Source organism: Cellulomonas fimi, from assembly GCF_028527925.1.
In the GTDB taxonomy this organism is placed as follows: Bacteria; Actinomycetota; Actinomycetes; order Actinomycetales; family Cellulomonadaceae; genus Cellulomonas; species Cellulomonas fimi_C.
In genome coordinates, this window is record NZ_JAPESW010000002.1 from 205004 (window position 1) to 225729 (window position 20726).

The 20726-nt window shown below is 73.3% G+C and carries 22 protein-coding genes; 13 read left to right on the plus strand and 9 right to left on the minus strand.

The window, feature by feature from the left end; all coding sequences use genetic code 11:
* Positions 1-128 precede the first annotated feature (128 nt).
* From OMK64_RS01880 to OMK64_RS01895, 4 genes are all read left to right on the plus strand, one after another.
* Positions 129-1010, plus strand: coding sequence for a hypothetical protein (locus OMK64_RS01880; protein WP_272726262.1), 882 nt, complete (start codon positions 129-131; stop codon positions 1008-1010).
* Between the two features lie 341 nt (positions 1011-1351).
* Positions 1352-1708 carry a DUF7169 domain-containing protein gene (locus tag OMK64_RS01885; RefSeq protein ID WP_272726263.1) on the plus strand — a complete coding sequence of 119 codons (357 nt, stop codon included), beginning with the start codon at positions 1352-1354 and terminating at the stop codon, positions 1706-1708.
* A 340-nt stretch (positions 1709-2048) separates the two neighbouring features.
* On the plus strand, positions 2049-2213 hold the full coding sequence (locus OMK64_RS01890; protein ID WP_272726264.1) for a hypothetical protein: 165 nt from the start codon (positions 2049-2051) through the stop codon (positions 2211-2213).
* 88 nt (positions 2214-2301) lie between these two features.
* A complete protein-coding gene (locus OMK64_RS01895; RefSeq protein ID WP_272726265.1) occupies positions 2302-2622 on the plus strand; it encodes a hypothetical protein in 321 nt (106 codons plus the stop codon).
* A gap of 353 nt (positions 2623-2975) precedes the next feature.
* Here OMK64_RS01895 and OMK64_RS01900 read toward each other — a convergent pair whose 3' ends face one another.
* From OMK64_RS01900 to OMK64_RS01915, 4 genes are all read right to left on the minus strand, one after another.
* Complete coding sequence (locus tag OMK64_RS01900; RefSeq protein ID WP_272726266.1) at positions 2976-3248, minus strand: hypothetical protein; 273 nt, start codon at positions 3246-3248, stop codon at positions 2976-2978.
* Positions 3249-3534: 286 nt separating this feature from the next.
* Positions 3535-4122 (minus strand): hypothetical protein, encoded by a 588-nt coding sequence (locus tag OMK64_RS01905; RefSeq protein WP_272726267.1) that lies wholly within the window; start codon positions 4120-4122, stop codon positions 3535-3537.
* A gap of 797 nt (positions 4123-4919) precedes the next feature.
* Positions 4920-5246 (minus strand): hypothetical protein, encoded by a 327-nt coding sequence (locus OMK64_RS01910; protein ID WP_272726268.1) that lies wholly within the window; start codon positions 5244-5246, stop codon positions 4920-4922.
* Entirely contained in the window at positions 5239-6375 is a 1137-nt protein-coding gene (locus OMK64_RS01915) for a TadA family conjugal transfer-associated ATPase (RefSeq protein ID WP_272726269.1), read from the minus strand. The genes OMK64_RS01910 and OMK64_RS01915 overlap by 8 nt, the downstream gene beginning before the upstream one ends.
* Before the next feature lie 174 nt (positions 6376-6549).
* Between OMK64_RS01915 and OMK64_RS01920 the strand changes: the two genes are divergently transcribed.
* Positions 6550-7317, plus strand: coding sequence for a glycoside hydrolase family 16 protein (locus OMK64_RS01920; RefSeq protein ID WP_272726271.1), 768 nt, complete (start codon positions 6550-6552; stop codon positions 7315-7317).
* Between the two features lie 27 nt (positions 7318-7344).
* Here OMK64_RS01920 and OMK64_RS01925 read toward each other — a convergent pair whose 3' ends face one another.
* Positions 7345-8169 (minus strand): alpha/beta fold hydrolase, encoded by an 825-nt coding sequence (locus tag OMK64_RS01925; RefSeq protein WP_272726272.1) that lies wholly within the window; start codon positions 8167-8169, stop codon positions 7345-7347.
* A gap of 187 nt (positions 8170-8356) precedes the next feature.
* Here OMK64_RS01925 and OMK64_RS01930 point away from each other — a divergent pair, with 187 nt between their 5' ends.
* From OMK64_RS01930 to OMK64_RS01940, 3 genes are read left to right on the plus strand one after another with little or no spacing between them, the layout of a single operon-like run.
* Positions 8357-9475, plus strand: a complete 1119-nt coding sequence (locus OMK64_RS01930) for an alcohol dehydrogenase catalytic domain-containing protein (RefSeq protein WP_272726293.1) — start codon at positions 8357-8359, stop codon at positions 9473-9475.
* Positions 9472-10227, plus strand: coding sequence for a 3-oxoacyl-ACP reductase FabG (gene fabG / locus OMK64_RS01935; protein ID WP_272726273.1), 756 nt, complete (start codon positions 9472-9474; stop codon positions 10225-10227). Before OMK64_RS01930 ends, fabG begins: the two co-directional genes overlap by 4 nt.
* Positions 10224-10679, plus strand: a complete 456-nt coding sequence (locus OMK64_RS01940) for a MaoC family dehydratase (RefSeq protein ID WP_272726274.1) — start codon at positions 10224-10226, stop codon at positions 10677-10679. The genes fabG and OMK64_RS01940 overlap by 4 nt, the downstream gene beginning before the upstream one ends.
* Positions 10680-10765: 86 nt before the next feature.
* On the opposite strand, the gene OMK64_RS01945 is transcribed toward OMK64_RS01940, so the two are convergent.
* Both OMK64_RS01945 and OMK64_RS01950 read right to left on the minus strand, forming a co-directional pair.
* Positions 10766-11989 (minus strand): acetyl-CoA C-acetyltransferase, encoded by a 1224-nt coding sequence (locus tag OMK64_RS01945; RefSeq protein ID WP_272726275.1) that lies wholly within the window; start codon positions 11987-11989, stop codon positions 10766-10768.
* An 82-nt stretch (positions 11990-12071) separates the two neighbouring features.
* Positions 12072-13268: an acyl-CoA dehydrogenase family protein gene (locus OMK64_RS01950; RefSeq protein WP_272726276.1), complete on the minus strand. Its 1197-nt coding sequence runs from the start codon at positions 13266-13268 to the stop codon at positions 12072-12074.
* 89 nt (positions 13269-13357) lie between these two features.
* Here OMK64_RS01950 and OMK64_RS01955 point away from each other — a divergent pair, with 89 nt between their 5' ends.
* Together OMK64_RS01955 and OMK64_RS01960 are read left to right on the plus strand one after the other, a co-directional pair.
* On the plus strand, positions 13358-14062 hold the full coding sequence (locus OMK64_RS01955; RefSeq protein WP_272726277.1) for a QsdR family transcriptional regulator: 705 nt from the start codon (positions 13358-13360) through the stop codon (positions 14060-14062).
* Complete coding sequence (locus tag OMK64_RS01960; protein WP_272726278.1) at positions 14059-14517, plus strand: acyl-CoA thioesterase; 459 nt, start codon at positions 14059-14061, stop codon at positions 14515-14517. Before OMK64_RS01955 ends, OMK64_RS01960 begins: the two co-directional genes overlap by 4 nt.
* Here OMK64_RS01960 and OMK64_RS01965 read toward each other — a convergent pair.
* A complete protein-coding gene (locus OMK64_RS01965) occupies positions 14514-15110 on the minus strand; it encodes a YdeI/OmpD-associated family protein (protein WP_272726279.1) in 597 nt (198 codons plus the stop codon). The genes OMK64_RS01960 and OMK64_RS01965 overlap by 4 nt on opposite strands.
* 118 nt (positions 15111-15228) lie before the next feature.
* Between OMK64_RS01965 and OMK64_RS01970 the strand changes: the two genes are divergently transcribed.
* Genes OMK64_RS01970 through OMK64_RS01980 form a run of 3 tightly spaced genes read left to right on the plus strand, consistent with a single transcriptional unit; the run spans position 15229 to position 19198 of the window.
* Positions 15229-16350 carry a phosphotransferase family protein gene (locus OMK64_RS01970; RefSeq protein WP_272726280.1) on the plus strand — a complete coding sequence of 374 codons (1122 nt, stop codon included), beginning with the start codon at positions 15229-15231 and terminating at the stop codon, positions 16348-16350.
* On the plus strand, positions 16350-17615 hold the full coding sequence (locus tag OMK64_RS01975) for an acyl-CoA dehydrogenase family protein (RefSeq protein WP_272726281.1): 1266 nt from the start codon (positions 16350-16352) through the stop codon (positions 17613-17615). The genes OMK64_RS01970 and OMK64_RS01975 overlap by 1 nt, the downstream gene beginning before the upstream one ends.
* A complete protein-coding gene (locus tag OMK64_RS01980) occupies positions 17612-19198 on the plus strand; it encodes a long-chain-fatty-acid--CoA ligase (protein WP_272726282.1) in 1587 nt (528 codons plus the stop codon). Before OMK64_RS01975 ends, OMK64_RS01980 begins: the two co-directional genes overlap by 4 nt.
* Before the next feature lie 65 nt (positions 19199-19263).
* Here OMK64_RS01980 and OMK64_RS01985 read toward each other — a convergent pair whose 3' ends face one another.
* A complete protein-coding gene (locus OMK64_RS01985) occupies positions 19264-20532 on the minus strand; it encodes an ABC transporter substrate-binding protein (protein WP_272726283.1) in 1269 nt (422 codons plus the stop codon).
* Positions 20533-20726 lie beyond the last annotated feature (194 nt).

Sequence of the window (20726 nt, forward strand, 5' to 3'; positions counted from 1 at the left end):
CCCCGCCGCGTAGTGCGTTGGCGGGCCCAGCACGACCCGGCAACCCTCGCCGCGCCAGGCGCGCGAGCGCGGTCAGCCCCGCTAGTAGCGGCTCCCCACTCATCCCTCTAGGGCTAGGAGCCCCAACCATGAGCAACACTTTCAAGGCGACTGACGTCGCCGCCGTCGCCGTCAGTCTCGCTACGAAGGGCTTCGTCCTCTCGAACGAGGTCTACCGAGACATCGAGGCCGAGTACAGCCGCGGCACCGGCCACACCGCTCAGGTCGTCATCCCCGCCGCCGCGAAGGCAACCCTTCGAGCCGCGGACGCCTACGGCACCGCGATCCCAGCGAGCGACCTTCAGGAGCAGAGCGTCCCGGTCACCCTCCAGGAGGCCCACGCCCGCGCCGTCATCGGCGAGGCAGAGCGTTCGCTCGGCATCACAGATTTCGCCCGCTCGGTCCTCCTGCCTCTGACCGGCGCAGTCGCCGAGGCGTGCGAAGCGCAGGTCGCCTCGCTCGTGAACGGCGTCGCGCTCTCATCGGCGATCACCTACACCAGCGCGACCCTGCCGTCCGCGATCACCGCAGCCCGCTCCGTCCTGCGCGGAAATGGAGTCGCGACGAGCGACGAAATCGTGGCCTTCCTCGGCACCGCCGCGTACGCGAAGGCTCTGGACTCCGGCCTCCTGGAGGACAGCGACGCGATCCGCAAGGTCCGGGTTGTCGAAACCGACCGGATGGTCAACCCCGACGACATCGTCGTCGCGGCCCCGAAGCGCGCCTTCGCCCTCGCGGTCAAGGCACCGCAGGTCCCGGACGGCGCGCCGTACGGTGCGAGCGTCAAGGACGACAAGGGCGGCTTCGCGCTGCGCTACCTCGAAACCTTCGACTCGACGATCGCGGCCACGACCGCACTGGTGTCGGCCTTCGTCGGCGCAGCAGCGCTCCCCCTGCCGGTCTACGACGCGGCGACCGGCACGGCCAACCTCGTCGAGGGAGGCGCAGCCATCCGCTTCACCCTCGCATGACCTGATAGACCCCGACGCGTGCCGTGGAGCGCGCCCGTCGGTGCACCGGCCAACCGCGTTCCTTCCGCGGACCGGTGAGTCCGTAGGCCGGATTGGTAGCCCGGCCGTGACGGCATCCTCACCCGAGGCCTGCGAGACCTCGCGTGAGCGCGTCCGCCTGGGGCCTGGGTCAACCTGCGTCGACGCATCCCGCCCGCCTCGCTCCGCGTCGTCTCCTGGCCGCCGTCGAGCGAAGGCCGAGCACACCCTGAGGCCCGGCCTCCGGCAGTCCCACACGGCTCCCGGAGACCGGGCCTTTCCGTCGTTTCCGCGCGAACACACACCCACCAGAGAGGCCCACCATGACGACCGCCGACACCGCTCGCACCGCTCTCGGAGGCGTCGTGCTAGCCGCCCGCGACCTGTCCCACCGCCTCGACGACGCGCGCGAAGTGGAATGGCTCGGCGCGCTCCGCCCGCGAATGTCCCGCGAGGACGCCGCGCTCGGTCGACACGGGAGCGGCGAACGCTCAGACCCGACGGTCGCAGTCGCCCTCGACGAGAGCCGCCTCGGCGTCCGCGGCGCGGTAGCCGAGGCCGAACGCGCCCGCGACCTGGCGCACGCGGTCGTCGCGGCAGCAGACCTGCGCCTAGCCGACGCCCTCGCCGAGTGGCACGGCGAGCCGCGGGCAACGCCGCGGGGGGCGCGAGGGGCGTGAAAGGACGCCCCCTCTAGTTGTTCTTCAAGGAGTCCTCTCTCTTGAGCAACTACAGCGGGGGGCGTCTCTTCGCGCCCCACACGCCCCCCGCCGCCCATGAGCCGACTCGCAGGCGCCGGAAGAAGACGTCCCGCCCGCGCCCCGGGGCTCAGCGGTCGCGCGCCGTGGCGGTGAAGTCCGACGCCGGCAACGGACCGGCCAGCGACGCACGACTCCTCACGTGTCCCGTCGACCCGCCACCACGCGGCAATAAGGAGCTCAAGCGACGACCACCCACGACCCGATCTTCGACCGTCCGCTCCCGGCGCCGCGCGCGCCGCTTCCAGCCGAGCACGTCGAGGTGAGCATGCTCGACGACGCGGGCATCCCGACCCGCCTCATGATGCCGGTCGGCCACGGCCTTCTTCCGAGGGTGCTCGATCGCAAGTCGACAATCGTTCGGCGCGTCTCTCCCGGCGCGGTCCTGCCCGCTCCGGCGACGCTCACGCCCACGGCATCCGCATGAGCCAGACCCCGCGGGGCTCGCGCCTGACCGCAGATGGTCGCCTCGTCCGCACTACCGCCACGACCCCATCCGCACCGAAGGAACCGACATGACCCGCCACCCGCGACTCACCCGCCGCACCGAATCTCGCGCCGCGAAGGCCGCAGTCCGGCGCTATGTGCACGCCGCTCGCCAGGCAGCCCCCACCTTCTGCTCTGCCGCCACCGAGGAGCAGATTGTCCGCGCGGGTGCCGCGCTCGTTGCCCTCGTCGCGGTGGCACCCGGCGACCGGGAAGCCGTCGGCGACGCCGCCACGGTTGCGTCCGAGTTCGGTGCTCCGCGTGCCGAGTTCACCGCCCTGGCCGTCGTCGCACTGGCTCACCTCGCGCCGCAGATCATCGGCGGTCCGGTCGATGTGATCCGCACGTGAGCGTCTCGCCTCGGGCGTCCCTCGGCCCGGAGAGACGCCCCGCCTCGGCGCAGTCCGGGCTGAGCGCCTAGGCCGAGGACCGCCGCACGAGGCCCGGGCCGACGGCCCGCCTACCCGCACACGGGCTGCCCGCCGTTCGGCCTTCAGGGATTTGTCTCCGGTTTCTCTGAGGCAGGCGAAGACTCAGCAGGCCAGGGGTGGGGGGCGACTCCCCCTCCCCCACCCTCTTCCCCACCGAAGCGGCATAGCGCCTCGCTATGCGCGCGGGTTTGAAGGTGGCCAACAATGCACGCCCCCGTGCGGCCGTCGCGGAGCGGCCGCACCTCGCGAGGAAGTGCGGCCGCCGCACGTCATCAGACGTTCTGGTTGATCCAGTTCCACGACGTCTTCGGCAGCCAACCCTGACGGGAGGCACCCGAGATGTTCACGCAGAAGATGTGGTCGTTCGTGTCGATCATGGGACGCAGGGCGTCGTAGACGCGCTGCGCGGTCAGCGTCGGACCCGAGACGATCCAGGCTGAGTCAAGCAGGTGGAGCCAGGCTCCCTGCTTCTTGATTGCCTCGTAGAGCCGGTCGTACTTCTGGCCCGGCGTATTGAGGTCGTACGAGATGAGAATCGCGGGCATGGCTGCCCTCTCTGGGGCCGAGTCTCAGCCAGCGACACGCGAGACTCGATATCTCGCGCGCGGACCCTCGTGGCGACTAACGTCCGAAGTGCCACCCCCGGAGACGCAGCGAGGGGCCGACTGTCCGTTGGACGGATTGTCCGGTCCCGGCTGCCATGATGCAGCGCGCCTCCGACGACTACGGCGCGACACGCGCTAACGTCACGCACCGTTCACCCGGAGCGGCACCCGGCCCTCGCACCCTGAGCGCGCAGGGCCGGGTGCGCTGGTGATGCGGTCCCGCCCCCTAGCCCTCACCGCCGCGCGTGTCCAGGCCACGAAGCGCCGCCTCCAGCGTCGCAAGAGCGCCGCCGTCCCCGAAGCGCGACCGGGAGGCCAGACGGGCAACCTCGGTCGTCATGACGTCCTCATCGACGAGCGGCAGATAAGCAACCACGGACGAGTCGCGAAACGACCGGTTGCTCTCACGCGAGTCCTCGCTGTCGAAGTGGGTACGGAAGAGGTCCGCGGCCTCCCGAGCGACCGAGAACGTCGGCAGCAGCCAGTCCGCCACCGGCCCGGCAAGCCACGGCCTCGTCTTGTTGACGAGCATCTTCGAGGGCATGTCGTCCCAGTCACCCCAGTCGACGTCGCGAAGCGGAGCGAGCGGCAGCGGCCCGTCATCGGGCCCGAGCGCGTACCACCCGTCCCACGCGAGCACATCGCCCGTCTCCACGACCACGATCGCGACGGCCCAACCCGCGAAGAACTCCACCCCGGGGTCATCGGAGGACTCCGTCGCGTCGCTGGCGACGAAGACGACCGCCAGCCGGTGCGGAACGTCGTTGATCTCATGCGCGAGACTCGTGACCTGGGGCAAGCGAGGCGATGTCATGGCTCGCGAGCGTAGTCCTCGCCACCCACGGCCGGTACGCCCCCATCCACGAACGCCGGAGGGGCCCTCAACCGACTTGCGACGGTCAAGGGCCCCGTGGCGACCCGGCCAGAGGCCGCCCAAGCGTCTACTACTCAGTCGAGGTCTCGAACCCGACGGCGCTCGACCCGTCGGACTACCTTCGGACCTTCCGGCGTCTGGATCAGTTCATGCCAGATTCGGGTGATACGCGCCTGGGACTCAGGCATGACAGTCTCCACTTCACGAGACCGCCTTACGGTGCCCCCTGGGGTCGGGTTAACCTGTCGCAACACGTGGCGTGGAAGTTGCGTGCTGCGAAGGGCCTTCATCCGGGAGCGCAAGCGCCTCCAGGTGGGGGCCCTTCCGTCTGCGGTTGTCTCGATAGTAGAAGCCGGGACTAACACATCCAAGGAGACCTGTGGACAACGGGGTGGACAGGCCTGTGGACGATCGCCCGCATCCTGTGGACAACCTGAGGACGGCTCTGTGGGTATTGGGTTCAGCAGGGCCATCCTGAGCGTGAGCGCCTGTGGACGCGAGAAAGGCCGCACAAGTCTTCAGTTCCGCGACACCACAGAGCGCGTCTTCGGATGCCCAAGACCCCCGCTGCGAACAATGCAGCGGGGGTCTTCGTCGTTTACACGGCCGCACGCGCCAGCGGAAGGGACGGAGCGTTCCGCACGCCGGGCGGCCGTAGGAGCCGTCTGAGTGAACTCGGATCGTCTCGGCGCATCCTCAGGCGCAAACGGCGGCGGTGGTCTGGGTAGCGTTCATGGTTACTCGTTCGGCTCAACGGGCGTGCCCGGCCGGTCGACCGCGGGCTCGTCCGACGGCTCGGCGAAGTCCTCGTCCACACCGCCGCCCAGCACTGAGAGCCAGAAGCCCGCCGCGAACGTGTGGACACTCCCGGGCTCTTCCGCATCCCGGTCTGCTCCCTCTCGCCACGCCGCCGCGACGAACGCCCCCGACAGCGGCGTCGTTCCGACCCAACGACGGGCTGCGTCCGTCGCAGTCTCGCCGTCAGCGATCACGGAGACAAAGTCGTACGCGCGGCGCTTTGTCTTGACAGTGAAGGCCCGCGCGACCATAGAGCCGTCAGGCACAACGCGCACGATGTCGTCTGTGGTGACGACGCGATCCGGAAACGAGACGTACCAAATCGTCGGAAGTTGCTTCGGCATGGAGTACCGCACCCTCTCTCATTCTCACCGTACGTCGCCGGTGACCTGCTCGAAAACTACCCGCGCGCACCGACGCGCGTCCCGCGTCTGAGACATAGAGCGACAGCGCAGAGCGCCGCGGCACGACGCTCGGCGCTCCCGATATGGATGTGTCACTATCAAGTCCCGGCACGCCGGCGTTGAGCGCGATGAGCAGGTCGAGCGCCTCGGCCTCGCGCACCTCCCCCACGATCAGGCGGCTCGGGCGCATGCGCAGCGCCTCCTTGACGAGCCGGCGCAGCGGGATCTCGCCCGTGCCCTCGAGGCTCGGCTGCCGGCACTGCATGGCGACCCAGTCGCGCGCCGACAGGCGCAGCTCGAACACCTCCTCGCACGTGACGACCCGCTCGCGCGCGGGGATCGCGCCGGCCAGCGCGTTGAGCATCGTCGTCTTGCCCGCCTGCGTCGCCCCCGAGACCAGCACGTTGAGCCCCGCCCGCACCGACGCGTGCAGGAACGCGGCCGCGTGCGGCGTCAGGGAGCCGAGCCCCACGAGGTCGTCGAGCGAGCCTGCGCGCACGACGTGCTTGCGGATGTTCACGGCCCAGTGCCGACGGGTGACATCGGGGATCACGGCGTGCAGCCGCTCGCCGCCGGGCAGCGACGCGTCGACGAACGGGCTGGACAGATCGAGGCGGCGGCCCGACACCTTGAGCATCTGCTCGACGAGGTCGCGGACCTGGGCGTCGGTGAGGATCGTCGTGGTGAGCTCGGGCTCGCCGCGGCGCGCGACGAACACCTGCGTCGGGGAGTTGACCCAGATCTCCTCGACCTCCGGGTCGTCGAGGTACTTCTGCAGCGGGCCCAGCCCGGCGACCGCGTCGACCACGGCCTTGTGCGCGGCGGCGGCGTCGACGAGCGGTGGGACCGCGCCGCGCAGCGACCGCTCGTCGTAGTCCGCGATGACGTCGGCCACCAGCGTGGCGACGCCGCCCGGGTCGCGCACGGGGTCGATCCCGCGCCGCCGCACGAGCTCGCGCACCTCCCGCTCGAGGATCGCCACACCGTCCATGCCGCACCCCTGCCCGATTCGTCCGTTCTCGACCGGGTCAGAAGGTAGGGCACGGCGTCGCGTCGCCGTGCGGTCCGTCCACAGCCGAACCGCGACGCCCGGGCGCACGCAGGCGACCACCGATGCCTGCCCGCGCCGCACCACCTCCCGGCGGCGGAGCGCCACACTCGTGCCATGGCGCCCGAACGGACGACGCTGGACGACGACTTCGACGGCCCCGACCTCGACCCCACGGTCTGGTCGCCGTACTACCTGCCGGCGTGGAGCTCGCGCGCGCAGAGCGCCGCGACGTACGAGGTCCGGGACTCGTGCCTCCGGCTGAGCATCCCGCGCGACCAGCCGCTGTGGTGCGCGGGCGACCACGAGCCGCCGCTGCGCGTCTCCGCCGTGCAGTCCGCGAACCGCTCGGGCCCCGTCGGGAGCACCGACGGGCAGCAGCCGTACCGCGAGGGCCTCGTCGTGCGCGAGCAGCAGGACACGCTGCTCGGATGGACGCCCGGTCCCGGGTACGTCGAGATGCGCGCGCGGGCCGTCCTGTCGCCGCGGTCGATGGTGTCGCTCTGGATGGTCGGGCTCGAGGACGTGCCCGAGCGGTGCGCCGAGATCTGCGTCATGGAGGTGTTCGGCGACGCGGTCGTCCCCGGTGAGTCCGCGGCGGTGGGTATGGGGCTGCACGCGTTCCGCGACCCGGCGGTCCGCGAGGACTTCGCCTCCCCGCGGCTGCCGATCGACGTCGCGCAGCCCCACACCTACGCGGTCCGCTGGACGGACGAGCACGCGACGTTCAGCGTCGACGGCACGGTGGTGCGCCGCTGCGACGGCCCGCCGACCTACCCGCTGCAGCTGATGATCGGCGTGTTCGACTTCCCCGACCGCGCGACGCCCGGTGACGACACCGTCCCGGAGCTGGTCGTCGACCACGTGCGCGGGTGGTCCGGCTGACGCGGACCACCCGCGCACGGCGCCCGCTCAGGAGCGGAGGAACTCCAGGATGTCCGCGTTGATGACGTCGGCGTGCGTCGTCGGCATGCCGTGCGGGAAGCCCTCGTAGGTCTTGAGGGTGCCGTTCTGCACGAGCTGCGCGCTCAGCGGTCCCGAGTTCGCGTAGGGGACGATCTGGTCGTCGTCACCGTGCTGGACGAGGACGGGCACGGTGATCGTCTTGAGGTCGTCGGTGAAGTCGGTCTGCGAGAACGCGACGATCCCGTCGTAGTGCGCCTTCGCGCTGCCCTGCATGCCCTGCCGCCACCAGTTCGCGATGACCGCCTCGGACGGCTCCGCGCCCGGGCGGTTGTAGCCGTAGAACGGCCCCGACGGCAGCGCGCGGTAGAAGTCGGAGCGGTGCGCGGCCACCTCGGCCTGGAGCCCGTCGAAGACGCTCTTCGGCAGCCCGCCGGGGTTGGCATCCGTCTGCACCATGAGCGGCGGGACGGCCGCGATGAGCACGGCCTTCGCGACACGGCTCTCGCCGTGCCGGGCGAGGTAGCGGACCACCTCACCGCCGCCCGTGGAGTGCCCGATGTGCACCGCGTCGTGCAGGTCGAGGTGCGACGTGAGCGCCGCGAGGTCGTCGGCGTAGTGGTCCATGTCGTGGCCGTCGGCGACCTGCGAGGACCGGCCGTGTCCCCGGCGGTCGTGCGCGATGACCCGGTAGCCGTGCTGCAGGAAGAAGAGGAGCTGCGTGTCCCAGTCGTCGGCCGACAGCGGCCAGCCGTGGCTGAACACGATCGGCTGCCCCGAGCCCCAGTCCTTGTAGAAGATCTCGACGCCGTCGGTCGTGGTGATCGTGCCCATCCGAGTGCCTCCCCCGATTCGTCCGGAATGACGTGGCCAGCATCACCACAGGTGACGCCCCAGCGAAAGGGCTTCCACGTGAAATCTGGTCGCCGGTCCTGCTCCGCCCTCTCCGCGGGATCCGGTACGGTACATACCGTCCAGTCGGTTTTCCGCATCGTCGCGGCCCGGACGACGGAGGGTGCCCGTGCAGATCGTCGGCGCGGTCGTGGAGCGGTCGGGGGCTCCCGCGCCCTTCGCGTCGTCCCGCCCGTTCGCCGTCGGGCCCCTCGACCTGGACCCGCCGGGTCAAGGCGAGGTCCTCGTCCGCATCGAGGCCGCCGGCCTGTGCCACTCCGACCTGTCCGTGGTCGACGGCAGCCGCGTGCGGCCCACCCCGATGCTCCTCGGCCACGAGGCGGCGGGCGTCGTCGAGGCCCGGGGCGACGGCGTGGACGACCTGCGGGAGGGTGATCGCGTGGTGCTCACGTTCCTCCCCCGGTGCGGCACGTGCCCCGAGTGCGCGACCGACGGCCGGCTGCCGTGCCGCGTCGGCACCGCGGCGAACGTCGCGGGGAGCCTCGTCGGGGGCGGGACCCGCCTGCACCGCGGCGCGCTGGACGTGCACCACCACCTCGGCGTGTCCGCGTTCGCGACGCACGCCGTCGTCGACCGCACGTCGGTCGTCCGCGTCGACCCCGACGTGCCGCCCGAGGTCGCGGCGCTGCTGGGGTGCGCGGTGCTCACGGGCGGCGGCGCCGTCGTCAACGCCGGGCGCCCGCGACCGGGCGAGGCCGTCGCCGTGGTCGGGCTGGGCGGTGTCGGGACGGCCGCGCTGCTCGTCGCCGTCGCGCTCGGGCACGAGGTCGTGGCGGTCGACACGCGCCCGGAGAAGCTCGCGACGGCACGCCGCCTCGGTGCCACGCTCGCGGTCGAGCCCGGCGACCTGGCGACGACCGGCGTCCGGGCACCCGTCGTCGTCGAGGCCGCGGGCTCGGCGCGCGCGTTCGAGACCGCCCTCGCCGCGACCGCACCCGGCGGCACGACGGTCACCGTCGGGCTGCCCGCCCCGACCGCCCGCGCATCCGTCAGCCCGCTCACGCTCACCGCCGAGGCGCGCACCGTCGTCGGCTCCTACCTCGGCTCCTCCGTGCCCGCGCGCGACGTGCCCCTGTACGTCGACCTGTGGCGCGCCGGCCGGCTCCCGCTCGAGGAGCTGGTGTCGTCGCGCATCGCCCTCACGGACCTCGACCTCGCCATGGACCGGCTCGCCGCCGGCAGCGAGCTCCGCCAGCTCATCACGTTCGACGAGAGGACACCCACGTGACCGACGCCAGAACCGCCCTCGTCACCGGCGCCGCGCGCGGCATCGGCGCCGCGACCGCCCGACGGCTCGCCCGCGACGGCTACCGGGTCGCGGCCCTCGACCTGCGCGAGGAGGACGCCGAGACGACCGCCGCCGCGATCCGCGCCGACGGGGGCGACGCGCTGGCCGTGGGCGCCGACGTGGGCGACGAGGACGCCGTCGTGCAGGCCGTCGCGCACGTCGCCCGGACCCTGGGTCCGCCGACGGTCCTCGTGAACAACGCGGGGATCCTGCGCGACAACCTGCTGTTCAAGATGTCGACCGCCGACTTCGACGACGTGCTGCGCGTGCACCTGCGGGGCGCGTTCCTCGTCAGCCGCGCCGTGCAGGCGCACCAGGTCGAGGCGCGGTGGGGACGGGTCGTCAACCTGTCGAGCACGTCGGCCCTCGGCAACCGGGGGCAGGCGAACTACGCGGCCGCGAAGGCCGGCATGCAGGGGTTCACCAAGACGCTCGCGATCGAGCTCGGGCCGTTCGGCGTCACCGTCAACGCAGTCGCCCCGGGGTTCGTCGAGACCGAGATGACGCGGGCCGTGGCGGAGCGGGTCGGCGTCCCGTTCGAGGACCTGCTCGCCGCCGAGGCCAAGGCCGTGCCCGTGCGGCGCGTCGGGCAGCCCGAGGACATCGCCGCAGCGGTGTCGTTCTTCGCGTCCGAGGAGGCCGGTTTCGTGTCCGGGCAGGTGCTCTACGTCGCCGGAGGGCCGCGCGGATGACCATCACCGTGGACTCCCCCGCCGACCTCGCGTCCGTCGTCGGGACGACCGCCACCGGGCCGTGGCGGACCGTCGACCAGCGGCGCATCGACCTGTTCGCCGACGCGACCGACGACCACCAGTGGATCCACGTCGACCCGCAGCGGGCGGCCGACGGGCCGTTCGGGGCGACCGTCGCGCACGGCTTCCTGACGCTCGCGCTCCTGCCGGCGCTGACCGACGGGCTGCTCGACGTGGGCGGCACCTCTGCGGTCGTCAACTACGGGCTGGACCGCGTCCGCTTCCTCACGCCGGTCACCGCGGGGTCGCGCGTCCGTGCGACGACGACGATCCGGTCCGCCGAGGTCACGCCGCAGGGCGTCCGCGTGGGCAGCGAGGTCGTCGTCGAGATCGAGGGTGCGGAGCGGCCGGCCCTCGTCGCGGCCGCCATCGCGCTCTACGTCCCGTCCTGACGCGGCGCGCACGCCGACGGCTCGCTGCGCCCCGCCGATCGCTCGACGACCGCGCGACGGGCGCCGTCAGTCCGTGCGCTCGAGCGTCAGGAGACGCGCTCCACGACCATCGCCATGCCCTGGCCGCCGCCGACGCACATCGTCTCCAACCCGTAGCGCCCGTCGGTCGCGGCGAGCCCGTGCAGGAGCGTCGTGGTGATCCGGGCGCCCGTCATGCCGAACGGGTGGCCGACGGCGATCGCGCCGCCGTGCACGTTGAGCCGCTCGAGGTCGACGCCGATCGCCTTCGCGGACGGCAGCACCTGCGCGGCGAACGCCTCGTTGAGCTCGACGAGGTCCATCTGGTCGACGGTCAGCCCGGCGTGGTCGAGCGCGCGCCGGCTGGCCTCGACGGGTCCGAGGCCCATGATCTCGGGCGACAGGGCGCTCACACCGGTCGAGACGATGCGCCCGAGCGGCGTCAGGCCGAGACGGTCGACGACCCGGTCGCTCACGACCACGAGTGCCGCGGCGCCGTCGTTGAGCGGGCAGCAGTTGCCCGCCGTGACGGTCCCGTCGGGCCGGAACACGGGCGGCAGCGCCGCGAGCGCCTCCACCGTGACGCCGCGACGCGGGCCGTCGTCGGCCGACACCACGGTCCCGTCGGGCAGCGTGACCGGCGTGATGTCGCTCGCCCAGAACCCGGACGCGATCGCGGCCTCGGCGCGGTTCTGCGACAGCGCGGCGTACTCGTCCTGCTCGCGCCGGCCGGTGCCCGTGAGCTGTGCGACGTTCTCGGCGGTCTGGCCCATCGCGACGTAGACGTCGGGGAGGCCGCCGTCGTCGCGCGGGTCGTGCCACGTGGTGCCGCCGGCGGCCGCCCGCTCGGTGCGCGCGACCGCGTCGGCGAACCGCGGGTTGGTGACGTCCTCACCGGGGATGTGGTCGGACGAGCCGCGCGCGGTGCGGCTGACGACCTCGACCCCGGCGGACACGAACACGTCGCCCTCGCCCGCCGTGATCGCGTGGAACGCGGCCCGCGTCGTCTGCAGCGACGAGGCGCAGTACCGGTTGACGGTCGTGCCGGCGGTCTCGTCGAGCCCGGACAGCACGGCGACGACGCGGGCCATGTTCATGCCCTGCTCGCCGCCCGGCAGCCCGCAGCCGAGGAGGAGGTCCTCGACGAGCCCGGGGTCGAGCGTCGGCACCTGCGCGAGCGCGGCGCGGACGACCTGGGCGGTGAGGTCGTCGGCCCGCAGCCCGGTGAGCGACCCCTTGAACGCGCGGCCGATCGGCGAGCGGGCGGCGGCGACGACGAATGCCTCGGGCACGGCGGACCTCCTGGTGCGGTGAGCGGATCGGGACGGTGCGCGGGGACGCCGGACGGGACGCGGCCAGGGCGTCGCGGGCGGCTCAGACGAACGCCGAGACGCCCGTGATCGCACGGCCGACGATGAGGTTGTTCATGTCGCGCGTGCCCTCGAACGAGTACACGGCCTCGGCGTCGGCGAAGAACTTGGCGACGCCGTGGTCGAGCTGGATGCCGTTGCCGCCGAGCAGCTCGCGGCACCACGCGACGGTCTCGCGCATCCGGGACGTCGCGAACCCCTTGGCGAGCGCGGCGTGCTCGTCGCCGAGTCGGTCGGCGTCCTGCATCCGCGAGGCCTGCAGGCACAGCGCGATCGACGCGGTGATGTTGCCGAGGCACTGCGCGAGCCGGTCCTGGACGAGCTGGAACGACGCGAGCGGGCGGCCGAACTGCTCGCGCTGGCCGACGTAGGCGACGGTGGCCTCGAACGCGCCGACGGCGACCCCGACGGCCTGCCAGGCGACCTCGGCCCGGGTGAGCCGCAGCACGACGGCGACGTCGCGGAACGAGTGGATGTGCGGCAGCCGGTCCGCCTCGTCGACGACGACGCCGTCGAGCGTGATGTCGGCGTTCTGCACGATGCGCAGCGCCTGCTTGCGCTCGATCTTGCTCGTCGTGAACCCGGGTGTGCCGCGGCGGACGAGGAAGCCCTTGACCTGCCCGTCGGCGGTGTCGCGGGCCCAGATCACGACGACGTCGGCGAAGGTGGCGTTGCCGATCCACCGCTTGGCGCCGTTCAGCACCCACGTGTCGCCGCGGCGCTCGGCGGTCGTGCGCAGGCCCTTCGACGCGTCGGACCCGGACAGCGGCTCGGTGAGCCCGAACGCGCCCAGGAGCTCCCCGCGGCCCATCGGCGGGAGCCACTGCGCGCGCTGCTCGGACGACCCGCCGAGGGCGATCGAGCTCATCGTGAGCCCGCTCTGCACGCCGACGAACGTCGCGGTCGACGGGTCGACGCGACCGAGCTCGAGCGCCGCCCAGCCGCGCCACACGGCGGAGTTCTCGAACCGTGCCGTCTCGGGCCACATCGCGCCGAACATCCCGCACTCGGCGAGCCCGGGGACGATCTGGTGCGGGAACTCGGCGCGGTCCCAGTAGTCGAGGGCGATGGGCCGGACCTCGCGCTCCATGAAGTCGCGCAGGCGCGCGGACGCGTCGTGCTCGACGGGCGTGAGCGCCTCCTGGAAGCCGTAGAAGTCGGCGGCGAGCGGGGCGTGGACGGGGGTGTCGGTGGTCGTCATGGTGCGTCTCCCTGATCGTCGTCGACCGGTGCGTGCAACATCTTCGAGAATGTTGCACCACGACGAGCGCCCGGGTCTAGAGTCAGCGCATGCCGGATCCGACCGACCCGTCCCCCGCCTCGGGCACGGGCGCCGCCGCGGCGTCGTACCGCCCGCCGCGCCCCGGCTCCCTGGCCGCCGTCGGCACGACCGCCGCGCCGTCCTGGCTCTCCGAGCGCCTGGAGTCGGGCGAGCACCCCGACGCGGTGCGCGCGTTCCGCCTGGCCCGCGAGCAGTTCATCGAGGGCGAGCGCATCGACATGGGGCGCCTGGCCGGCCGGCTCGGCATCGACCGCACCTCGCTGTTCCGCTGGGTCGGCAACCGCGACGCGCTGCTGTCCGAGGTGCTGTGGTCGCTCGCCGTCCCGACCCTCCAGCAGGCCGAGGACGCCGCTGCGGGCCGCACGGGCCCCGACCGCGTCGCCGCGGTGCTGACGAGCTTCGCCTCCGACCTCATCCGCGCGCCCTACTTCCGGGCGTTCCTGCGTCGCGAGCCCGCCCGCGCGCTGCGGCTGCTCACGACCAACGAGAGCGAGATCCACCGGCGCTACGTCGCGACGGTGCGCGTGCTCGTGCTCGCCGAGCTCGGCGAGCACCCGTTCGACCGGGCCATCGACGCGACCGACCTCGCGTTCGTGCTCGTGCGCGTGAGCGAGTCGTTCACCTACGCCGACCTCATCTCGGGCGACACCCCGAGCGCCGCGCGCGCCCGCGCCGCGTTCGACGTCGTGCTGCGACCCGGGCCGTCGTCGTGACGTACCCGCACCGCGCGCCGTTCCCGACCCGCTGGAACGACAACGACCAGTACGGGCACGTCAACAACGCCGTCTACTACGAGGCGATGGACACGACGATCAACGTCTGGCTACTCGGGGCCGGGCTCGACCCGCTGGCCGGCGAGCGCATCGCCGTGTGCGTGTCGTCGTCGTGCGAGTTCCGCGCGTCGTCGTCGTTCCCCGAGCCCTGGGAGGTCGGCCTGCGGGCGGGACGCCTCGGCACGACGAGTGTGACGTGGGAGCTCGGCATCCTGCGCCCGGGGGCCGACGAGCCGCTCGCGACCGGGCGGTTCGTGCACGTGTGGGTCGACCGCGTGACGCGTCGGCCCGCGCCCGTGCCGGACGACCTGCGCGCGGCGATCGAGCGCGACCTCGTCTTCGGCGCCGCTGGGGACGCGCCCGACGCCGCGAGGCAGGGCGGCACGGCCGACTAGCTGCGCGGCGCCTTCGCGGGCGGGTAGGGCGTCCTGCCCTGCGCGAGGTCGTCGGTGAGTCGCTCGATCCGCCGTGTGCGGGCCTCGGGTCGCACCGCGGTCTGCACGCGGTGGAGGAGAGCGAACCGGTTGCGGCCGTCCAGGGCGGCGAACACGTCGGTCAGTCCACGCGCGGCGAGGGCCGCGGCGAGGTCGTCAGGGACGACGGCCGTGGCCGGCCCGTCGTACGCGGCGTCCCAGCGGCCGTCCGCCTTGGCCCGGTCCACCTCGGCCACGCCTGCGGGGCGCATGCGGCCCTCGGCCGTGAGCCGCTCGACACGGTCGCGGTTGATCTTCGACCAGACGCTCCTCGCGCGGCGCGGGGTGAACCGCTGCACGTACCAGTCGTCGTCGAGCCGCCGCGCGATGCCGTCGATCCAGCCGAAGCAGAGCGCGACGTCGACGGCCGCGTCCCAGTCGACGGACGCGACACCGCTGCCCTTCTTCGCCATCCGCACCCAGACGTGGGTCGCGGTCGAGCCGTTCTCCTCGAGCCAGGCCTCGAACGCGGCGCCGCTCTCGAAGTGCACCGCGCCGGTGTGGTCCATCGACATGACGGCAGCGTAGGGCCGGGCACCGACGACGGGTCGACGCCACATACCGACCGCGCGGTATGCTCACCGCACGACGCACCGGGCACCGCCGCCCGGGCACACCCTGCGGAGGCCGCCCGTGGACCACCGGACGCTGCCCGGGCTGGACGTCGCCCGGCTCGAGGGCTGGCTGCACGGCCACCGCCCCGATCTCGCCGGCGACGGCCCGCTCACCGCGTCGCTCCTCGCCGGCGGCCGGAGCAACCTCACCTACCGGGTCGACGGCGCACGCCTGCCCCTGGTCCTGCGGCGGCCGCCGCTGCGCCACGTGCAGGCGACCGCGCACGACATGGCGCGCGAGCACCGCGTCCTGTCCGCGCTCGGGCCCACGCGCGTCCCCGTCCCGACGACGTACGCGCTCGTCGACGACACCGACGGCGCCGCGGGCACCGGGACGCCGTTCTTCCTCATGGCCCGCGTCGACGGCGAGGCGCTCGCGACGCCCGCGCAGAACGCGCGCTGGTCCCCCGACGACCTGCGCACCGTGAGCCTGGAGCTCGCCGCGCTGCTCGCCGAGCTGCACGCGGTCGACCCGCACGACGTCGGGCTCGGCGACCTCGGCCGGCCCGACGGGTTCCTCGACCGTCAGGTCCACCGGTGGGGCGTGCAGCTCGACGGCTCCCGCTCGCGCGACGTCCCCGCGCTCGACGACCTGCAGGAGCGGCTGCGCGCGGACGTGCCGACGACGTGGCGGCCCGCGGTCGTGCACGGCGACTACCGGCTCGACAACGCGCTCGTCGCGCGGCCGTCGGCGTCGGACGCGGGTGGGGCGGCCGGGCCGCCGCACGTCGCCGCGATCCTCGACTGGGAGATGGCCACGCTCGGCGACGCGGCGGTCGACCTCGGCATGCTCGGCCTCTACTGGGAGCTCGCGCGCGTCGCGGACGACGACCACACCGTCACCGCGGTCGACCCGGCCGCCGGGTACCCGGACTTCGCCGAGCTCGTCGACGCCTACGCCGCCCGGCTCGGCGCGCCGCCGCCCGACCTCGCCTGGTACCGCGCGTTCGCCGCCTACAAGCTCGCCGTGATCCTCGAGGGCGTGCACCTCCGCTTCCGCGACGGTGGGACGGTCGGCGACGGGTTCGAGCGCGTCGGCGACCTCGTGGCGCCGCTGGCCCACGAGGGCCTCGACCGGCTCGCCGGCCGCGCCCGCACGGCCTCGAGGACGTCGGTCCCCTCCCGCGCCGGGGAGGCCTGATGGACTTCGCCCCCGACGCCCGCACGCGCGACGTGACCGCGCGCGCGCAGGCGTTCCTCGACGACCACGTGCTGCCCGCGGAGCCCGTCCTCGACGCGCAGGTCGCCGCGACCCCCGACGACTGGGGTACCCGCCCGGTCGTGCGCGACCTCCAGGCCGAGGCCCGCGCGCAGGGCCTGTGGAACCTGTTCCTGCCCGGCCCGCACGGCGGCGGCCTCACGACGCTCCAGTACGCGCCCGTCGCCGAGCTCACCGGCCGCAGCCCGCGGCTCGCCCCCGTCGCGATGAACTGCGCGGCCCCCGACACCGGCAACATGGAGCTGCTCGCCGAGTTCGGCACCGACGCGCAGCGGGACCGCTGGCTGCGCCCCCTGCTGCGCGCCGAGATCCGGTCGGCGTTCTGCATGACCGAGCCCGACGTCGCGTCGTCGGACGCCACGACGATCCGCACGCGCATCCGCCGCGACGGCCCGGACTGGGTGGTGAGCGGCCGCAAGTGGTGGTCGACGGGCGCGATGAACCCCGAGGCGGCGCTGCTCGTCGTCATGGGCCGCACCGACCCCGACGGGCCGCGGCACCGGCAGCAGAGCATGGTCCTGGTCCCCCGCGACGCCCCGGGCGTGCGCGTCGTGCGGCCGCTGACGGTGCTCGGCTACGACGACCGGGACCACGGCGGGCACGCAGAGGTCGAGCTCGACGACGTGCGCGTCCCCGCCGACGCGCTGCTGGGCGGTCCCGGCGACGGGTTCGCGATCGCCCAGGCACGGCTCGGTCCCGGCCGCGTGCACCACTGCATGCGTGCCCTCGGCATGGCGGAGCGTGCGCTCGACCTCGTGCGCGACCGCGCCACGACGCGTCGCACGTCGGCCGGTCCGCTGGCCGAGCGCGGCGTCGTGCGCGAGTGGGTCGCGCGGTCCCGGGTCGACGTCGAGGCGCTGCGGCTGCTCGTGCTCAAGACGGCCTGGCTCATGGACTCGGTCGGCAACCGCGCGGCGATGCGGGAGATCCAGGCGATCAAGGTCGCCGTGCCGTCGACGGTCGAGCGCATCCTCGACCGCGCGATCCAGCTGTTCGGGGCGGCCGGGCTCTCGGCCGACACCCCCCTCGCCGGGATGTTCGCCGCCGCGCGTGCCCTGCGCCTGGCCGACGGCCCCGACGAGGTGCACCTCGCGGCACTCGGCCGCGCCGAGCTCCGCCCCCGCACCTCGCCGACCACCGGCACCGACCCGAGCACCTCCGCACACCACGAAGGGAGCCACCGATGACGACCGACCCCGCCCTCGACGGAGAGGGCTACGGCACCATGTCCGTCGCGGCGATCCTCGCCGAGACCGCGCGCCGCCACCCCGACCGCACCGCGTTCCACATCGGCGACCGGACCGTCGCGTACGGGCCGCTGTGGCAGCAGACCCTCGCGTACGCGGGCGCGCTCCGGGACCGCGGCGTCGGACCCGGCGACCGGGTCGCGGTGCACGTGCCGAACGTCCCCGACTTCGCGCGCGTCTACTACGCGGTGCTGTCGCTCGGGGCCGTCGTCGTGCCGGTCCACCTGCTGTTCAAGGCGGGTGAGATCGAGTTCGTCCTGCGGGACAGCGGCGCCCGCCTGCTGGTCGCGGCCGCACCGCTGCTGGGCGAGTCGCTGCCCGCGGCCGCCGCTGCGGGCGTCCCGACGGTCACGGTCCTCGTGCCCGACGGCGTCGACGTGCCGGCACCGCGGCTCGAGGACGAGGCCGCCGCAGCGACGCCGCTGCGCACGTACGCGTCGGTCAACCCGCTGCACCCGGCGACCATCCTCTACACGAGCGGGACGACGGGCCGCCCGAAGGGTGCGGTGTCGAGCCACCTCGCGCTGATCGAGCAGGTGCACGTGACGCTGATCGACACGTGCGACATCCGCGCCGACGACGTCATCTTCGGCGGCCTGCCGTTCTTCCACACGTTCGGTCAGTCGTCGGTGCTCAACACCGCGTTCCGCCGCGCCGCGGCCGTCGTGCTGCTCCCGCGGTTCGACCCGGACGAGGCGCTCGCCGCGATGACCCGGCACGGCGCGACGATCTTCACGGCCGTCCCGACGATGTACGTCGGCCTGGTCCAGGCGGCGGCGCGCACGCCCGACCGGCCGCCGCTGCGGTTCGCCGTCTCGGGGGGTGCCGCGCTGCCGGTCGCGCTGCTGGAGGCGTTCGAGGCGACGTTCGGCGCACCCGTGCACGAGGGCTACGGGCTGACGGAGACCGCGCCGACCGTGTCGTTCAACTATGTCGGCGAGCGACCGCGGCCCGGCACCGTCGGGCGTCCGCTGTGGGGCGTCGACGTGGAGATCGCGGACCCGTGGGTGGCCGACCGGATCGAGCTGCTCGGGACGGGGCAGCTCGGCGAGGTCGTCGTGCGCGGCCACAACCTGTTCAAGGGCTACCTCGGCAACCCCGACGCGTCGGCGGAGGCCGTCGTCGACGGCTGGTTCCGGACCGGCGACCTCGGCACGCTCGACGAGGACGGCGTCCTCACGATCGTCGACCGGACGAAGGACATGATCGTGCGCTCGGGCTACAACGTGTACCCGAGCGAGGTCGAGTCCGTGCTGGTGCGGCACCCCGCCGTCGCGCTCGCCGCCGTGTTCGGCGTGCCCGACGAGGTGCGCGGGCAGGAGGTGCACGCGGCCGTCGTCCTCGAGCCGGGTGCGAGCGCGACGCCCGACGAGCTCGTCGCGTTCGTGCGGGACCGCATCGCGGCGTTCAAGTACCCGCGCGTGGTGCACGTCCGTGAGGTCCTGCCGATGGGCGGCAGCGGCAAGATCCTCAAGCGCGAGCTCGTGGCGGAGTACGCGCCGGCACCGGCCGACCTGTCCTGAGGACCGACGACGGAGGGCGGGCGACCCGGTCGGGGTCGCCCGCCCTCCGTCGTGCGCGCGTCGCGTCAGGTGGTCGGGACGCCCTGGTTCTCCGGCGCCGGGGCCTCGCCGTCGTACGGCTCGACCGGCCCGTCGCCGGCGTCGGTGGTGAACGCGGTCCCGACGTAGTCCTGCACCCCGTCGTCCACGACGGTGATGCCGACGCCGCCGAACGACCGGTGGCTGTCGGCCGAGAACGCGAGCGGCAGGATCCCGTTGCCGGTGACGTCGCCGCTCTCGAGCGCCTCGACGAGGCTCTCGCGCGTCGGGTCCTCGCCCGCTGCGGCGAGGGCCTGCGCGAACGTGTAGGCGACCGACATGCCGTAGACGGTGTTGCCGGTGAACGGCTCGCCGTCGTTGTACTCGTCGTTGATCTCCCGGAAGAGCGCGACCCAGTCGCTGTCGGGGCTGAACGGCAGGTAGTTGGCGCTGACGAAGCCCTGGAGCACCGCGGGGGCGACGTCCTCGCCGAGGTACCCGGCGAGCGTCGGGTAGTCGCCGCCCGACGACGACGCGAGCCACTGCGCCGGGTAGCGCATCTTCGCGGCGGTCCCGACCGCCCGGGCGGTGAAGCCGTTCACGGTCGCGAGGAAGTTGTGCGTGCACCCCGCGGCCTGCATGGCCCCGATCTGCGCCGTGACGTCCTGGTCGGACACGGCGTACGTCTCGTTCACGGCGAGCGCGTCGGCGCCGAGCACCGTCTCGAGCCCGGCGACGAAGTCGGTGCCGTAGTCGTCGTCCTGGCCGAGCACGCAGAACACGGCGCCGTCGCCGCCCTCGTCGAGCGCGTACTGCGCGAGCGCCTTCGCCTCGGTCGTGTAGTCGACGTTGAACGCGAACGTCCACGGGTGCTGCTCGGGGTCGTCCCACAGCAGCGCGCCCGACGCGACGAACAGGTCGGGCACCTCGTTCTCGTTGAGGTAGTCCAGCACGGACGCGTGCGTCGGGGTGCCGAGGCCGTTGAGGATCGCGAACACCTCGTCCTCCTGGACGAGCTCGCGCACGACGGTCTGCGTGGTCGCGGGGTTGTAGCCGTCGTCCTTGACGACGTACTCGATCGTCCGCCCGTGGATGCCGCCCTGGGCGTTGACGTGGTCGAAGTAGGCCGAGACGGCCTTCGAGATCGACGAGTACCCGGCGGCGGCCGGGCCGGTCAGCGGCGTGTGCGTGCCGACGGTCACGGTGTCGTCGGTGACGCCGGGGCTGGGCTCGGGGGTGCTGCACCCCGCGAGCACCACCGCGAGCGCACCGGCGCTCACGACGGCGAGGGGGCGCGTGCGCGTGCGGAGCGGCATGTCAGGCCTCGCTTTCGGATCCGGACAGGGGTGACCCGGCGGTGACGCCCGCGCGCGGCGGCGGGGGCGGCGTGCACCCGGTGGGACGGGCGGCGTCGGGCGCCCGGCCGGCGGAGGCGCCCGATGACCCCCGCGCTCACCGTCCGCGGCCTGACGACCGGGTACGGCGGCGCACCCGTGCTGCACGACGTCAC

Excerpts from the sequence above, each read along its gene's own strand:
- OMK64_RS01965 (WP_272726279.1), bottom strand. The coding sequence starts at position 15,110 with ATGTCGATGGACCACACCGGCGCGGTGCACTTCGAGAGCGGCGCCGCG.
- OMK64_RS01905 (WP_272726267.1), bottom strand. The coding sequence starts at position 4,122 with ATGACATCGCCTCGCTTGCCCCAGGTCACGAGTCTCGCGCATGAGATC.
- OMK64_RS01955 (WP_272726277.1), top strand. The coding sequence starts at position 13,358 with ATGCCGGATCCGACCGACCCGTCCCCCGCCTCGGGCACGGGCGCCGCC.
- OMK64_RS01975 (WP_272726281.1), top strand. The coding sequence starts at position 16,350 with ATGGACTTCGCCCCCGACGCCCGCACGCGCGACGTGACCGCGCGCGCG.
- OMK64_RS01885 (WP_272726263.1), top strand. The coding sequence starts at position 1,352 with ATGACGACCGCCGACACCGCTCGCACCGCTCTCGGAGGCGTCGTGCTA.
- OMK64_RS01925 (WP_272726272.1), bottom strand. The coding sequence starts at position 8,169 with ATGGGCACGATCACCACGACCGACGGCGTCGAGATCTTCTACAAGGAC.
- OMK64_RS01985 (WP_272726283.1), bottom strand. The coding sequence starts at position 20,532 with ATGCCGCTCCGCACGCGCACGCGCCCCCTCGCCGTCGTGAGCGCCGGT.
- OMK64_RS01915 (WP_272726269.1), bottom strand. The coding sequence starts at position 6,375 with ATGGACGGTGTGGCGATCCTCGAGCGGGAGGTGCGCGAGCTCGTGCGG.
- OMK64_RS01900 (WP_272726266.1), bottom strand. The coding sequence starts at position 3,248 with ATGCCCGCGATTCTCATCTCGTACGACCTCAATACGCCGGGCCAGAAG.
- OMK64_RS01895 (WP_272726265.1), top strand. The coding sequence starts at position 2,302 with ATGACCCGCCACCCGCGACTCACCCGCCGCACCGAATCTCGCGCCGCG.
- OMK64_RS01880 (WP_272726262.1), top strand. The coding sequence starts at position 129 with ATGAGCAACACTTTCAAGGCGACTGACGTCGCCGCCGTCGCCGTCAGT.
- OMK64_RS01920 (WP_272726271.1), top strand. The coding sequence starts at position 6,550 with ATGGCGCCCGAACGGACGACGCTGGACGACGACTTCGACGGCCCCGAC.
- OMK64_RS01980 (WP_272726282.1), top strand. The coding sequence starts at position 17,612 with ATGACGACCGACCCCGCCCTCGACGGAGAGGGCTACGGCACCATGTCC.
- OMK64_RS01940 (WP_272726274.1), top strand. The coding sequence starts at position 10,224 with ATGACCATCACCGTGGACTCCCCCGCCGACCTCGCGTCCGTCGTCGGG.
- OMK64_RS01950 (WP_272726276.1), bottom strand. The coding sequence starts at position 13,268 with ATGACGACCACCGACACCCCCGTCCACGCCCCGCTCGCCGCCGACTTC.